The sequence below is a fragment of the Escherichia sp. HH091_1A genome (assembly GCF_030295175.1).
Lineage (GTDB): Bacteria > Pseudomonadota > Gammaproteobacteria > Enterobacterales > Enterobacteriaceae > Escherichia > Escherichia coli_F.
In genome coordinates this window covers 1,063,471-1,079,118 of sequence record NZ_AP025747.1, presented here as the reverse complement: position 1 = coordinate 1,079,118, position 15,648 = coordinate 1,063,471, and the positions used below count along the sequence as shown (strand labels likewise).

Annotated in this window: 14 protein-coding genes and 1 pseudogene; 10 read left to right on the top strand and 5 right to left on the bottom strand. The window is 49.2% G+C overall.

Annotated elements, in window-relative coordinates; all coding sequences use genetic code 11:
* Positions 1–87: 87 nt before the first annotated feature.
* From poxB to QUF14_RS05125, 4 genes are all read left to right on the top strand, one after another.
* A complete protein-coding gene (gene poxB, locus QUF14_RS05140) occupies positions 88–1,806 on the top strand; it encodes a ubiquinone-dependent pyruvate dehydrogenase (protein WP_000815345.1) in 1,719 nt (572 codons plus the stop codon).
* 37 nt (positions 1,807–1,843) lie between these two features.
* Positions 1,844–2,845, top strand: coding sequence for a low-specificity L-threonine aldolase (gene ltaE, locus QUF14_RS05135; RefSeq protein WP_000566412.1), 1,002 nt, complete (start codon positions 1,844–1,846; stop codon positions 2,843–2,845).
* 10 nt (positions 2,846–2,855) lie between these two features.
* On the top strand, positions 2,856–4,286 hold the full coding sequence (locus tag QUF14_RS05130; protein ID WP_001136502.1) for an SDR family oxidoreductase: 1,431 nt from the start codon (positions 2,856–2,858) through the stop codon (positions 4,284–4,286).
* 98 nt (positions 4,287–4,384) lie between these two features.
* Positions 4,385–5,398 (top strand): 3-beta-hydroxysteroid dehydrogenase, encoded by a 1,014-nt coding sequence (locus tag QUF14_RS05125; protein ID WP_001305933.1) that lies wholly within the window; start codon positions 4,385–4,387, stop codon positions 5,396–5,398.
* Here the strand turns inward: QUF14_RS05125 and amiD are convergent.
* The 3 genes and pseudogenes from amiD to QUF14_RS05110 all read right to left on the bottom strand — a co-directional run bounded on the left by amiD (position 5,395) and on the right by QUF14_RS05110 (position 8,555).
* Positions 5,395–6,225, bottom strand: a complete 831-nt coding sequence (gene amiD, locus QUF14_RS05120) for an N-acetylmuramoyl-L-alanine amidase AmiD (protein WP_286333443.1) — start codon at positions 6,223–6,225, stop codon at positions 5,395–5,397. The genes QUF14_RS05125 and amiD overlap by 4 nt on opposite strands.
* The gene (locus QUF14_RS05115; protein WP_001160731.1) at positions 6,222–6,545 is read right to left on the bottom strand and encodes a heavy metal-binding domain-containing protein; all 324 of its coding nucleotides are present in this window, start codon (positions 6,543–6,545) and stop codon (positions 6,222–6,224) included. The genes amiD and QUF14_RS05115 overlap by 4 nt, the downstream gene beginning before the upstream one ends.
* A 209-nt stretch (positions 6,546–6,754) precedes the next feature.
* A pseudogene (locus tag QUF14_RS05110) lies at positions 6,755–8,555 on the bottom strand (pentapeptide repeat-containing protein).
* 621 nt (positions 8,556–9,176) lie between these two features.
* Here QUF14_RS05110 and QUF14_RS05105 point away from each other — a divergent pair.
* The 6 genes from QUF14_RS05105 to artJ all read left to right on the top strand — a co-directional run bounded on the left by QUF14_RS05105 (position 9,177) and on the right by artJ (position 13,800).
* On the top strand, positions 9,177–9,692 hold the full coding sequence (locus tag QUF14_RS05105; protein ID WP_100734022.1) for a lipoprotein: 516 nt from the start codon (positions 9,177–9,179) through the stop codon (positions 9,690–9,692).
* Between the two features lie 217 nt (positions 9,693–9,909).
* Complete coding sequence (artP, locus tag QUF14_RS05100; protein ID WP_000027204.1) at positions 9,910–10,638, top strand: arginine ABC transporter ATP-binding protein ArtP; 729 nt, start codon at positions 9,910–9,912, stop codon at positions 10,636–10,638.
* A gap of 17 nt (positions 10,639–10,655) precedes the next feature.
* Complete coding sequence (gene artI / locus QUF14_RS05095; RefSeq protein ID WP_000756580.1) at positions 10,656–11,387, top strand: arginine ABC transporter substrate-binding protein ArtI; 732 nt, start codon at positions 10,656–10,658, stop codon at positions 11,385–11,387.
* Between the two features lie 6 nt (positions 11,388–11,393).
* Positions 11,394–12,110 (top strand): arginine ABC transporter permease ArtQ, encoded by a 717-nt coding sequence (gene artQ / locus QUF14_RS05090; RefSeq protein WP_001001703.1) that lies wholly within the window; start codon positions 11,394–11,396, stop codon positions 12,108–12,110.
* Entirely contained in the window at positions 12,110–12,778 is a 669-nt protein-coding gene (gene artM / locus QUF14_RS05085; RefSeq protein WP_000464491.1) for an arginine ABC transporter permease ArtM, read from the top strand. Before artQ ends, artM begins: the two co-directional genes overlap by 1 nt.
* 290 nt (positions 12,779–13,068) lie before the next feature.
* The gene (gene artJ / locus QUF14_RS05080; RefSeq protein ID WP_001354873.1) at positions 13,069–13,800 is read left to right on the top strand and encodes an arginine ABC transporter substrate-binding protein ArtJ; all 732 of its coding nucleotides are present in this window, start codon (positions 13,069–13,071) and stop codon (positions 13,798–13,800) included.
* A gap of 174 nt (positions 13,801–13,974) precedes the next feature.
* Here the strand turns inward: artJ and rlmC are convergent, their stop codons facing one another.
* Together rlmC and QUF14_RS05070 are read right to left on the bottom strand one after the other, a co-directional pair.
* Positions 13,975–15,102, bottom strand: a complete 1,128-nt coding sequence (rlmC, locus tag QUF14_RS05075; RefSeq protein ID WP_001149688.1) for a 23S rRNA (uracil(747)-C(5))-methyltransferase RlmC — start codon at positions 15,100–15,102, stop codon at positions 13,975–13,977.
* Positions 15,103–15,142: 40 nt separating this feature from the next.
* Complete coding sequence (locus QUF14_RS05070) at positions 15,143–15,631, bottom strand: YbjO family protein (RefSeq protein WP_000389258.1); 489 nt, start codon at positions 15,629–15,631, stop codon at positions 15,143–15,145.
* Positions 15,632–15,648: the final 17 nt, after the last annotated feature.

Genomic DNA, 15,648 nt, shown 5'->3' with positions numbered 1-15,648 from the left:
TTAGTGCCTCATTTTTCTCCCACCCCATCCCCCTCCGTCAGATGAACTAAACTTGTTACCGTTATCACATTCAGGAGATGGAGAACCATGAAACAAACGGTTGCAGCTTATATCGCCAAAACACTCGAATCAGCAGGGGTAAAACGCATTTGGGGAGTGACTGGCGACTCTCTGAACGGTCTTAGCGACAGTCTTAATCGCATGGGCACCATAGAGTGGATGTCCACCCGTCATGAAGAAGTGGCGGCCTTTGCCGCTGGCGCTGAAGCCCAACTTAGCGGGGAACTGGCGGTCTGCGCCGGATCATGCGGACCTGGCAACCTGCACTTAATCAACGGTTTGTTCGATTGTCACCGTAATCACGTTCCGGTACTGGCAATTGCCGCTCATATCCCTTCCAGCGAAATTGGCAGCGGCTATTTCCAGGAAACCCACCCGCAAGAGTTATTCCGTGAATGTAGCCATTATTGCGAGCTGGTTTCCAGCCCGGAGCAGATCCCACAAGTGCTGGCGATTGCTATGCGTAAAGCGGTGCTAAACCGTGGCGTTTCGGTTGTCGTTTTACCGGGCGACGTGGCGCTAAAACCTGCACCGGAAGGGGCAACTACCCACTGGTATCACGCCCCCTTACCCGTTGTCACACCTGAAGAAGAAGAGTTACGCAAACTGGCGCAACTGCTGCGTTACTCAAGCAATATCGCCCTGATGTGCGGTAGCGGCTGCGCGGGGGCGCATAAAGAGCTCGTCGAGTTTGCCGGAAAAATTAAAGCGCCAATTGTTCATGCCCTGCGCGGTAAAGAACATGTCGAATACGATAATCCGTATGATGTCGGAATGACGGGATTAATCGGCTTCTCGTCAGGTTTTCATACCATGATGAACGCCGACACGTTAGTGCTGCTCGGCACCCAGTTCCCCTACCGCGCGTTCTACCCGACCGATGCCAAAATTATTCAGATTGATATCAACCCGGCCAGCATCGGCGCACACAGCAAGGTGGATATGGCGCTGGTCGGTGATATCAAATCGACTCTGCGTGCATTGCTGCCTTTAGTGGAAGAAAAAACCGATCGAAAATTTCTGGATAAAGCGCTGGAAGATTACCGCGATGCCCGCAAAGGGCTGGACGATTTAGCTAAACCGAGTGAGAAAGCCATTCACCCGCAATATCTGGCGCAGCAAATTAGCCATTTTGCTGCCGATGACGCCATTTTCACCTGTGACGTTGGCACACCTACGGTATGGGCGGCGCGTTATCTGAAAATGAACGGCAAGCGCCGCCTGTTAGGTTCGTTTAACCACGGTTCGATGGCCAACGCCATGCCGCAGGCGCTGGGTGCTCAGGCGACAGAGCCAGAGCGTCAGGTGGTCGCCATGTGCGGTGATGGTGGTTTCAGTATGTTGATGGGCGATTTCCTCTCAGTAGTGCAGATGAAATTACCGGTGAAAATTATCGTCTTTAACAACAGCGTGCTGGGCTTTGTAGCGATGGAGATGAAAGCCGGAGGCTACCTGACTGACGGCACCGAACTGCACGACACCAACTTTGCCCGCATTGCTGAAGCGTGCGGTATTACGGGCATCCGCGTAGAAAAAGCCGCTGAAGTCGATGAAGCCTTGCAACGCGCCTTTTCCATCGACGGCCCGGTGCTGGTGGATGTGGTAGTCGCGAAAGAAGAGTTAGCCATTCCGCCGCAGATCAAACTCGAACAGGCCAAAGGATTTAGCCTGTATATGTTGCGCGCAATCATCAGCGGACGCGGTGACGAAGTGATCGAACTGGCGAAAACGAACTGGCTAAGGTAAAAAGGGTGGCATTTCCTGTCATAAATAAGGACATGCCATGATTGATTTACGCAGTGATACCGTTACCCGACCGAGCCGCGCCATGCTCGAAGCAATGATGGCCGCCCCGGTTGGGGACGACGTTTACGGAGACGACCCTACCGTTAATGCTCTGCAGGACTATGCGGCAGAGCTTTCCGGGAAAGAAGCCGCCATTTTTCTGCCTACCGGCACTCAGGCCAACCTGGTCGCTCTGCTCAGTCACTGCGAACGCGGCGAAGAGTATATTGTCGGGCAGACTGCACATAATTATCTGTACGAAGCCGGCGGCGCTGCGGTACTGGGCAGCATTCAACCGCAACCTATCGATGCTGACGCCGACGGTACGCTACCGCTGGATAAAGTGGCGATGAAAATCAAACCCGACGATATCCACTTTGCCCGCACCAAATTACTCAGTCTGGAAAACACCCACAACGGCAAAGTATTGCCGCGTGAATACTTAAAAGAAGCATGGGATTTTACCCGCGAGCACAATCTGGCGCTGCATGTTGACGGTGCGCGCATCTTTAATGCCGTGGTGGCTTACGGCTGCGAACTGAAAGAGATCACGCAATATTGTGATTCGTTCACCATTTGTCTGTCGAAAGGTCTTGGTACGCCAGTCGGTTCATTACTTGTCGGTAATCGTGATTACATTAAACGCGCCATCCGCTGGCGGAAAATGACTGGCGGCGGGATGCGTCAATCCGGGATTCTGGCCGCCGCCGGAATGTATGCGCTGAAAAATAACGTTGCACGCTTGCAGGAAGACCACGATAACGCCGCCTGGATGGCGGAGCAACTGCGTGAAGCAGGCGCGGATGTCATGCGCCAGGACACCAATATGCTGTTTGTCCGCGTCGGACAAGAAAATGCTGCCGCGTTAGGCGAATACATGAAAGCGAGAAACATACTGATTAACGCCTCGCCGATTGTCCGCCTGGTAACCCATCTCGATGTCTCGCGTGAACAACTGGCAGAAGTCGCAGCCCACTGGCGCGCTTTCCTGGCGCGTTAAGGAGAGAGACGTGCCGCAACGCATTTTAGTTCTCGGTGCCAGTGGCTACATTGGTCAGCATCTGGTGCACGCGCTTAGCCAACAAGGGCATCAGATCCTGGCGGCGGCACGTCACGTCGACAGGCTTGAAAAGCTGCAACTGGCAAACGTCAGTTGCCATAAAGTCGATCTCAGCTGGCCGGATAACCTTCCGGCCCTGTTGCAGAATATCGATACCGTCTATTTTCTGGTGCACAGCATGGGCGAAGGCGGCGATTTTATCGCTCAGGAACGCCAGGTAGCTCTTAACGTCCGCGATGCGCTGCGCGAAGCACCGGTTAAACAATTAATCTTTCTCAGTTCATTGCAGGCCCCGCCTCACGAGCAGTCGGACCATCTGCGCGCCCGTCAGGCTACGGCGGATATTCTTCGTGAAGCGGGTGTCCCAGTGACCGAATTGCGCGCCGGAATTATCGTTGGTGCAGGTTCAGCGGCGTTCGAAGTCATGCGCGATATGGTTTACAACCTGCCAGTGTTAACGCCGCCACGCTGGGTTCGTTCACGCACCACGCCCATCGCGCTGGAAAACTTGCTGCACTATCTGGTGGCGCTGTTAGATCATCCGGCCAGCGAACACCGCATCTTCGAAGCCGCCGGACCAGAGGTGCTCAGTTATCAGCAACAGTTTGAACATTTTATGGCGGTGAGCGGTAAGCACCGCTGGTTAATCCCCATCCCCTTTCCCACCCGTTGGATCTCGGTGTGGTTTCTTAATGTGATTACCTCCGTACCGTCAACCACCGCCAAAGCGTTGATTCAGGGACTGAAACACGATCTGCTGGCTGATGACACCGCGCTACGTGCACTCATTCCACAACGGCTGATCGCTTTCGATGACGCGGTACGTCGCACCCTGAAAGAAGAAGAAAAACTGGTCAACTCCAGCGACTGGGGATACGACACTCAGGCCTTTGCCCGCTGGCGACCGGAGTATGGCTATTTCGCCAAACAGGCAGGGTTTACCGTTAAAACTTCTGCCAGCCTTGCGGCTTTATGGCAGGTGGTGAATCAAATCGGCGGTAAAGAGCGTTATTTCTTTGGCAATATTTTGTGGCAAACCCGGGCGTTGATGGACCGCGCAATCGGTCATAAGCTGGCGAAAGGCCGCCCGGAGCGTGAATATTTGCAGACCGGAGATGCGGTGGATAGCTGGAAAGTGATTGTCGTTGAACCGGAAAAACAACTTACGCTGTTATTTGGCATGAAAGCGCCGGGGCTGGGACGACTGTGTTTTACCCTGGAAGATAAAGGTGACTATCGTACTATCGATGTTCGCGCATTCTGGCATCCGCACGGTATGCCGGGGCTGTTTTACTGGTTATTGATGATCCCCGCGCATCTGTTTATTTTTCGCGGAATGGCAAAACGAATCGCCAGACTGGCAGAACAAAGCACAGATTAATCGACAAAACCTGCGTTATTCTTTCATGTTTCCCATTGCATCATGGGGGAAATCACGGAAGAATGCGCACGTCATTTTCTCAACAACAGTGGATTGATATGAAGGTACTGGTTACCGGCGCCACCAGCGGCTTAGGTCGAAACGCGGTAGAGTTTTTATGCCAGAAAGGCATCAGCGTGCGTGCGACCGGTCGCAACGAGGCAATGGGTAAATTGCTGGAAAAAATGGGCGCAGAGTTTGTTCCAGCGGATCTGACCGAGCTGGTCTCATCACAAGCTAAAGTGATGCTCGCAGGCATTGATACGTTGTGGCACTGCTCCAGCTTTACCTCTCCGTGGGGGACACAACAGGCTTTCGATCTGGCTAACGTTCGCGCCACTCGCCGTCTGGGTGAATGGGCTGTCGCCTGGGGAGTACGTAACTTTATTCATATCTCTTCCCCCTCCCTGTACTTCGATTATCACCACCATCGCGATATTAAAGAAGATTTTCGCCCACACCGCTTCGCTAACGAGTTTGCCCGTAGCAAAGCAGCCAGCGAAGAAGTGATCAATATGCTTTCGCAGGCGAATCCACAAACGCGCTTTACTATTCTGCGCCCACAAAGTCTGTTCGGACCACACGATAAAGTCTTTATCCCCCGTCTGGCGCATATGATGCACCACTACGGCAGCATTCTGTTACCGCACGGCGGCAGTGCGCTGGTCGATATGACCTACTATGAAAATGCCGTGCACGCCATGTGGCTGGCAAGCCAGGAAGCCTGCGATAAGCTACCTTCCGGGCGTGTGTACAACATCACCAACGGCGAGCATCGCACACTGCGCAGCATCGTGCAGAAGCTGATCGACGAGTTGAATATTGACTGTCGTATTCGTTCCGTCCCCTACCCGATGCTGGATATGATCGCCCGCAGCATGGAGCGTTTAGGCCGCAAGTCAGCAAAAGAGCCGCCCCTGACCCACTACGGCGTCTCCAAGTTGAATTTTGACTTTACGCTGGATATTACGCGTGCGCAGGAAGAGTTAGGTTATCAACCAGTCCTCACCCTGGATGAAGGTATCGAGAAAACTGCCGCCTGGCTACGCGACCACGGAAAACTGCCGCGCTAATCCTGCCCGTATTTCTCCAGCAACGCTTCGGCAATCGCCTGAGTTTCTGCATCCGCTTCGCCGTTGTATAACGTCGGGCGGAAATGCATCTGGAACGCCATAATCACGCGCCGCTGCTCGCGCGGTGTCATATCAGGTTTTACGTCATAACCATAGCGCGCCAACAGTTCCAGCAATGATGCGGTATCTACCGGTGTGTGCGGCGCGCGCCCGGCAAAGTAAAAGTTCACCCGTTGCGCATCCGGCCAGGCACCAATCCCCTGCTGCGCCAGTTGTTGCCAGGGGAATAACGGCCCCGGATCGTCTTTGCGCTGCGGCGCAATATCCGCATGCGCCACTACGTTTTCCGGCTTGATGTGATAACGGGCAATAATATCTTTCGCCAGGGGGATGAGCGCCTGTATCTGTGCCGGTTCAAACGGAGCAAAATATTTCACCCCCGACGATTTTTGCCAGCCTCGGTTTTCCAGCTCAATGCCAATAGAGGTGTCGTTAAGGCGTGTTGCCCCGCGCCAGGCGCTAATCCCCGCATGCCAGGCCAGTTCCTGTTCCGGCACCAGTTGCCAGATGCGCGGTTTACCGTTGTATCGCGGTGGCACAGCAGGGACCAGATAATGCGAGCTGACCTGTTTATCGGTCAGTGTCGCCAGCGAGCTATCAAAATCATCTGCGGTGTAGTGGATCACCAGCACTTTAATGCGCGGATACGCCGCCTGCGCCTGGCGTCGGGTATCAAGCTGATATCCCTCTTTCTCGACAATGCCTTTTTCGCCTGCACACCCTGCCAGTAACAGAGCGGCGGCGACCAGCCAGAAGACTCTTCTCATCGACGTGTTTTCACCGCCGTTCCGCTGACGCTAACCATCAGCATACTGCCGTTTTGCCCGACCGTTTCGTAGTCGATATCAATACCGACTACGGCATCGGCCCCCAACGCCCGCGCCTGATCGCCAAGTTCCTCAAAGGCAATCTCCCGCGCTTTACGCAATTCTTTTTCATAAGCCCCGGAGCGTCCGCCAACGATATCGCGGATACCGGCAAAGAAATCACGGAAAATATTGGCACCTAAAATCGCTTCGCCTGTCACCACACCGCAATATTCAACGATGGTCTGGCCTTCCAGAGTTGGGGTTGTAGAAAATTGCATGATCGATCTCCTTGTTTGCTAATCCTTCGATCTCAAAGCATTATCGGGCTGATATGCCATGTTGGGAAGAAGGTTTTGATCAGTTTAGGAAATCATCTCATTGTGTCAAAAACAAGCGCATATGCCTTTACGATTACCCGTCTCCTAACCCGATATTGGTTTCATTATGGGATAGCGCTGACCTGCTATATTATGTTGTACCTGCAACATTAATGAATGGGAAGAGTCACCTTATATTGTAAATTATTCCAAAATTTTTCCGCATCTTGAGGCTGAGGAATATACCTCTGAATTCTTGTTTGATCGGTCTCCGCAAAACATGAAAGTAATGTAACCTCAAGACTTCTATCATTAATATAAGCGAAGATCATTTTTGCAAATTCGTAAATAAATGCCCGATCCTGAGCGCTTAATAGCTTAATACAATATTTATTCTTTAGAGAGTAAAGGATTTCAATGAAAGCATCCGCTGCAACCTTTACGTTATTCCCAACGGTCATATTAAATATATCCCTTACACAGATAGAGTACAGTGATAGTAAACAACCATACAAATAATCATTTATTAATTCTTTTGTCCATTTTACTGGTAACCATGGTTTTATCTTGACATCATGCATACTACACTCATGAAAAAGACATTTATAGAGATTAACTCTTATCATATCAACACTGTAAAAATGGCAATGGACAAATTTTGAAGAATGAGCATTTACATTATTAATTTTAGTCGCTCTAAACGTAAAGTTACTGAATACGTTTTTCGTTAAATTACTATTTGTTATCTTAACATCACCTAAACTGCCGTTCTCAAAACAACATCCCTTCAATATACTTTCATTTACAAGAGAATGTGATAAATACAGATGATTTAAGTTTTTCTTCATTAAACCCACAGCATCAAAATGACTATATTTAATAAAACAACCATCATTGAGTAGCGTTTTTAGATTGACTAAATTACTATCATGTTCACGTGCCATAGTTGTGATAGGGGTTGGAAGAGACATGAAAACCTCTTCATTGACCATCAAGTGAATCATGCATTGCTTGCCTTTTGTCATATCCACACTTACACTACAAATATCGTTGTAATGCGATGAATGCATTTCCGGACACAGATTCAATACAATATTTTGAAAGGCGTAAAATCGTGTTAATACTTCCGAATAAGTAATTGGATTAAACTTAAGATCGTCATTAGCAAAACCAAGTGTTATTGTATGTTCTACATTTAGGTCAGGTTCAGATGAGTCTTCAAGAGCAATATCATCACTGAAAATTTCACCTGATGTATTATCACTGTTACAAAAGGTGCTCATCAATGCAATGGTATTTATAACGGACTCTTTGTCGATATCCTCACTCATTGTATATCGCCTGCTATAATCATAGAAATGAATAAATGCGTCTTTTATAATTGTTATATATTGTTCCTTATTAAATACAATTCGATTGTATACTTTTTTAAAGATCGCATTCGCGATCTTACAACCAAGGGTATACCTATATAACAATGGATAAGAATCAATAGTAAAATTCTTCTCCAATTCACATTGCAGTTTATTTTCGTAATGCAGAGGAAAAAGAAATTCTTGTCTTTCCATTTTTCCGCTGACTTTATTTCGCACCCCAATGGTGATTCTTTCATTGCCAATTTTTATTTCAACTTCATTGTTTTGTGATGTACCAAGGTATGTTTTAGTACCAGTTTCGAAAGCACTACTAAAAAAGAATTAAAATAATTATTTGCTGAATAAATAATGTTACCGAGCGACATATCATTTTTAATAGTTTCACTATCAGCATTTATTACTAATACTAGATTCAAGTAGATGGTGTCCCATGTAGATAACTCATCCTTATGACTGGATTTTAATATGGTAAAAAATTCCCTCAGCGAGGCCATGAGATTATCACTTTGATTCGGTTGTGTGCTTAGAAATGATGACGATTGTTCAGAGACATTATTTATCATATAAAAATCACCCAAAAAAAACAATAACCCACTGTACTCCCTGTGCTTTATAAACATAAAGTCACAACACATTCTATATTCATATTAATTAATGGCGCATTGAAAAAATTATATTATTCTTAACTCAAATCTATTAGCTTAATAAGATTATATTCTTCACTCACAACCGTAACAAAAATAATATTATCGAAAGTTAAAGTTGGGACTATCAAATTTCGCTCATTTCAAACATACATTGTGATTTTTGCAATCATCTTAATCTTAGGGCCTATCATCATATGTTAAAATTTTGTCAACAATAGAAATGAATCTTGGTCACCTATCATGCGTTATAAATGTGCAACTGGCTTCCTGCAGATGCTCTTTACTTCTACAGCAGGATTTATACCAGCGTTTCAGAACTATCATATTTACCTTAAATGATCATTTCAGTCTTATAACACGCTCAGCCTCACAAATGGTTTACACTGTCTATTGTTTGGGTAATTTAAGTAAGTCAGCTACGATCAACCTTGAATGGGGAGCCAGCAATGGACTTAAGCCTAATCGGGTCTTCAGATTGTTTCAGAATTGTATAAAAAACAATGTATTAAATAATCTGATTGTTTTTGGTCATAGTGTGACGCAGAAAGCAAGCCAATAAGGAAATGATTATGCGCTACCGTTCACTATCTATACTTATTCCATGTGCACTGCTGCTGAGTGCCTGTACCACCGTCACGCCAGCTTATAAAGATAACGGCCCCCGCACCGGTTCCTGTGTCCAGGGTGGACCTGACAGCGTGGCTCAACAATTCTATGACTACCGCATTCAACATCGCAGCAATGACATTACCGCTCTGCGCCCCTATTTGAGTGACAAACTGGCAACCCTACTTAGCGATGCCAGCCGCGATAATAGTCATCGTGAATTGTTAAGCAGCGATCCGTTCTCCAGTCGAACCACCTTGCCAGACAGCGCCCACGTTGCCAGTGCATCTACTATCCCTAATCGTGATGCCCGTAACATTCCTTTGCGCGTGGATCTCAAACAGGGTGACCAGGGCTGGCAGGATGAAGTGTTAATGATTCAGGAAGGCCAGTGTTGGGTCATCGACGATGTGCGTTACTTAGGCGGTAGCGTTCATGCCACAGCAGGTACACTCCGTCAGTCAATCGAGAATCGCTAACGCCTTGATCAACCAATAACCCCCGTAAATTGTCCGGCATTTCGCGAGGAATGCCGACATTTATGCTCGCCGCCCACCGCCCCCGTTATTTTGTGCTATGTTTAGTGAATAATGCGCTTTGCTTTTAACTTTTAAAGCAGAAATATTGCATAATTATTCTGTCAAAGGTACTATCTTCGACCTCAATAGCTATCAGACTGCCAGTATACGAGTGTCAATGAGTATTCAATTAAACGGCATTAATTGCTTTTACGGCGCGCATCAGGCGCTGTTCGATATCACGCTGGATTGCCCACAGGGCGAAACGCTGGTGTTACTTGGCCCCAGTGGCGCGGGTAAAAGCTCGCTGCTGCGTGTACTCAATCTGCTTGAGATGCCGCGCTCCGGTACGCTCAACATTGCAGGCAACCATTTCGATTTCACCAAAACGCCCTCAGACAAAGCGATTCGCGATCTGCGTCGTAACGTCGGTATGGTGTTTCAACAATACAACCTGTGGCCGCACCTCACCGTGCAGCAAAACCTGATTGAAGCGCCCTGTCGTGTACTGGGATTGAGTAAAGATCAGGCGCTGGCCCGTGCAGAAAAATTGCTGGAACGTTTGCGTCTAAAACCTTATAGCGATCGTTATCCGCTGCATCTTTCTGGTGGTCAGCAGCAGCGTGTTGCTATTGCGCGTGCGTTGATGATGGAACCGCAGGTACTGCTGTTCGATGAACCGACCGCCGCGCTGGACCCGGAAATTACGGCACAAATCGTCAGCATCATTCGTGAGCTGGCAGAAACCAATATTACCCAGGTGATCGTCACCCACGAAGTGGAAGTGGCGCGTAAAACCGCCAGCCGTGTGGTGTATATGGAAAATGGTCATATCGTAGAACAAGGCGACGCGCGCTGCTTTACCGAGCCGCAAACCGAAGCATTTAAAAACTATCTCTCTCACTAAGATTCGGGATAACAACAATGAAAAAAGTTCTGATTGCCGCGTTAATTGCAGGTTTTAGTCTTTCCGCCACAGCTGCCGAAACTATTCGTTTTGCCACCGAAGCCTCCTATCCTCCGTTTGAATCAATGGATGCAAACAACCAGATCGTTGGTTTTGACGTCGACCTGGCGCAGGCATTGTGTAAAGAGATTGATGCGACCTGCACTTTCTCTAACCAGGCGTTTGACAGCCTGATCCCAAGCCTGAAATTCCGTCGCGTAGACGCGGTGATGGCTGGTATGGATATCACCCCGGAGCGTGAAAAGCAGGTGCTGTTTACCACGCCGTACTATGACAACTCTGCCCTGTTTGTGGGTCAACAAGGTAAATACACCAGCGTTGATCAGCTGAAAGGCAAAAAAGTCGGCGTTCAGAACGGGACGACGCACCAGAAATTCATTATGGATAAACATCCGGAAATCACCACGGTTCCTTATGATAGCTACCAGAACGCGAAACTCGATCTGCAAAACGGTCGTATCGACGGCGTTTTTGGTGACACCGCAGTGGTAACCGAATGGCTGAAAGATAACCCGAAACTGGCGGCTGTCGGCGACAAAGTGACCGATAAAGATTACTTCGGTACTGGCCTCGGCATCGCGGTACGTCAGGGCAACACTGAACTGCAGCAGAAATTCAACACTGCGCTGGAAAAAGTGAAGAAAGATGGCACTTACGAAACCATCTACAACAAATGGTTCCAGAAGTAATACCTGATGAATGAATTTTTTCCTTTAGCAAGCGCCGCCGGGATGACCGTCGGCCTTGCCGTTTGTGCATTGATTGTCGGACTGGCGCTGGCGATGTTCTTTGCGGTGTGGGAGTCAGCAAAATGGCGTCCTGTCGCGTGGGTAGGTTCAGCACTGGTGACGATTCTGCGCGGTCTGCCAGAAATTCTGGTGGTGCTGTTTATCTATTTTGGCTCCTCGCAGTTACTGCTGACGCTTTCGGATGGCTTCACCATCAATCTTGGGATCGTACAGATCCCGGTGCAGATGGACATTGAGAACTTCGACGTTAGCCCGTTCCTGTGTGGGGTTATCGCCCTGTCGCTACTGTATGCCGCCTATGCCTCGCAAACCCTGCGTGGCGCACTGAAAGCGGTGCCGGTGGGCCAGTGGGAATCCGGTCAGGCGCTGGGGCTGTCGAAATCGGCTATCTTTTTCCGCCTGGTGATGCCGCAGATGTGGCGTCATGCGCTGCCTGGTCTCGGTAACCAGTGGCTGGTGCTGCTGAAAGATACCGCGCTGGTCAGTTTGATAAGCGTGAATGATTTAATGCTACAAACCAAAAGCATCGCTACCCGTACCCAGGAACCATTTACCTGGTACATTGTGGCGGCGGCGATTTACCTGGTGATCACCCTGCTCAGTCAGTACATTCTCAAACGCATTGACCTGCGCGCGACACGTTTTGAGCGGAGGCCCAGCTAATGTTTGAGTATTTACCCGAACTGATGAAAGGGCTGCACACCAGCCTGACGCTAACCGTTGCCTCGCTGATTGTGGCACTGATTCTGGCGTTGATTTTTACCATCATCCTGACGCTGAAAACGCCGGTACTGGTGTGGCTGGTGCGGGGCTATATCACGCTGTTTACCGGTACGCCGCTGTTGGTGCAGATCTTCCTGATTTACTACGGTCCAGGCCAGTTCCCGACGTTGCAGGAGTATCCGGCACTGTGGCATCTGTTGTCAGAACCGTGGTTGTGCGCGCTGATTGCGTTGTCGCTGAACAGTGCGGCGTATACCACGCAGCTGTTTTACGGTGCAATTCGTGCGATCCCGGAAGGTCAGTGGCAGTCCTGTAGCGCCCTGGGGATGAGCAAAAAAGATACGCTGGCGATCCTGCTGCCGTATGCCTTTAAACGCTCACTCTCTTCTTATTCCAACGAAGTTGTGCTGGTGTTTAAAAGTACCTCTCTGGCTTACACCATTACGCTGATGGAAGTGATGGGTTACAGCCAGTTGTTGTACGGACGCACCTACGATGTCATGGTGTTCGGCGCGGCGGGAATTATTTACCTGGTCGTCAACGGCCTGCTGACACTGATGATGCGTTTGATCGAGCGCAAAGCGCTGGCGTTCGAGCGACGGAATTGACATGGCTGCATGCTGATGCCAGATGATTTGTAGGTCTGATAAGACGCGCCAGCGTCGCATCAGACACCAGCACGGTGCCTATGCCGGATGCGGCGTGTACGCCTTATCCGGCCTACATAGTGCATAGATTAATATAATAAAGACGGGCAACCCACTAAGTTGTCCGTCTTTTTTTATTCATCACGAATTATTTAATCATATTTATTGCATATAAATTCACTTAATGGCATTGTTATCTCATGCCGCAGACACGGCCAAAAATCATAAGATTGACAGACGGGAGTTCCATCATGAAAAAGTTAGTTCTTGCCGCTTTACTTTCATCCTGTGCATTCGGCGCTTCTGCCGCAGAGAAAATCAATTTCGGCGTATCAGCGACCTATCCTCCCTTTGAATCTATAGGTGCTAATAATGAGATTGTCGGCTTTGATATCGACCTGGCAAAAGCGTTATGCAAACAGATGCAGGCAGAATGTACTTTTACTAATCACGCTTTCGACAGCCTGATCCCGTCACTGAAATTCAGAAAGTATGACGCCGTTATCTCCGGTATGGATATCACGCCAGAGCGTAGCAAGCAGGTATCGTTTACCACGCCCTACTACGAAAACTCAGCCGTCGTGATTGCCAAAAAAGATACCTACAAAACGTTTGCCGACCTGAAAGGCAAACGCATTGGGATGGAAAACGGTACAACGCACCAGAAATATATTCAGGATCAACACCCGGAAGTAAAAACTGTCTCCTATGACAGTTATCAAAATGCCTTTATCGACCTGAAAAATGGTCGTATTGATGGGGTATTTGGTGACACAGCGGTGGTTAATGAATGGCTGAAAACCAATCCACAACTGGGCGTTGCAACAGAGAAAGTAACCGACCCGCAGTACTTCGGCACCGGTCTGGGCATCGCTGTTCGTCCGGATAATAAAGCCCTGCTGGAAAAACTGAATAACGCACTGGCAGCGATTAAAGCAGATGGTACGTATCAGAAAATCAATGACCAGTGGTTCCCGCAGTAATCGGGACTGATGACAAAAGTAAGATTGCCTGATGCGCTACGCTTATCAGGCCTACATTTACCCTGCAATGCATTGATTTAGCACGATTTTGTAGGCCGGACAAGGCGCTCACGCCGCATCCGACATGAACAACGCGCACCTTATCAGCAATCTGAAGCCGCAGCCGCGGCTTTTTTATTGCTTCACCAACAGTGTCAGCACTTCATAGTGCGCGGTGTGCGGGAACATATCAAAAAGCTGTACCCGTTCAATACGATAACCTGACAGTTCGCGGATATCTTTGGCCATCGTTTGGGCGTTACAGCTGGAGTAGATGATAAAACGCGGTGCCATCGTTGAAAGATAATCACACAGCGGTTTACCAATGCCTCGGCGCGGCGGGTTAACCAGCACCAGCTCCGGCACCTCTCCCTGAGTGGTGACAAACTGAGTGGAGTCCAGCGCCTGAAATTGCAAACGCGTTAAGCCCAGTTCAGCAGCTGACTGCTTCGCACAGGCAATGGCCTCTGGCGCAATTTCGATCCCGGTTAACTGCATGTCAGGCGTCGCGCAGTGTAAACCAAAGCCCCCCACGCCACAGAACAGATCCCACATATGTTTAACCGGCAACTGTTGTACCCAGTCGCGCGCAGTAGCGTACAGCTGGCTGGCGACCACCGGATTAGTCTGGAAGAAACTTTGTGGACGGATCCACAGCGGCACATCGTTAAAACGCTCAGCCAGCGCCTGTTGTTCGCTCAGATAAATCTCCGTCTCCCCTTCCATAATCGCCATATGTACCGGCTGAATGTTGACGGTAATAACTTTCAGCTGCGGCAGTTGTGCCTGTAACCACGGCAGCGCCTTACGCAGTTGTGCCAGCTTAGTGTCAGAACGCAGTACAAAGCGCAGCATCATGCCACCATCACTTTGGCTTTCAGTCAGCAGAATGTATTTCAGTTCGCCACGCTTACGCGCCACGTTGTAGGGTGTTAACCCCGCACGGGCGATAAACGGTTTTAACGCCGCAAAAACGGGCGCAAATGAGGAGGGATAAAGCGGACAATCGCAAAGGTCTTCTGGTGTGCCGTCGCGATGCAGCATACCGAGCAGTGGTTTTTCAACGCTACCACTCACCACCATTTTGGCTTTATTACGAAACCCTTGCTCCGGGCCTGACACCGGCGCGCACCATTCCTCAACCGAAAAGTCGGCGAGCAGATTTTTAAGATCGGCGGTTTTAGCGGAGAGTTGCTCTGGAATCAGCTGCGTTATCCACTGACAGGAACGACAGCGACCCGCGTCGTAAAGTGCGCACTGCATACATTGACCTTCACATCATCAGGGGCGACGATTATACACATTATTGCAACTGGAAGAACCGCCGACTGGTCGAGGGAACGAACAGTAGCAACAGGATGAGCATATCCGGCAACTTCTGCAGCATCAGACTATGGAAGATTTCACGTTTTGATTCACCGGGAATGCTGAACAGCTCCGGATAACCATACCCCAGCGAAGCCGCCCACAAATAACTGGCGGCCGTGATTTGTGTCAACAGATACAGCCAGCGCGCCCAGCGACGCCCTTTCACCAGTGAAAACGCACACCAGATCTCAATGAAAACCAGCACCAGGCTGCTTAAAAAGACCAGTGTTAAACTCCAGGTTTGTACACTGCGATGAATGAACTCGCCAATACCGCGCACGCCCAGCGTATTGAAAATCATCAGCACGTCGAGGCCACGGATCATAATAATGGCGAGCGCCGCCACCTGCACCAGCGCAGGCACATTCAGGCGAGCATGAGATGAAGATGTTTTCTTAAAAAATCCCAACGTTTCGTCTTCCATGAAAACAATGCCGCGAC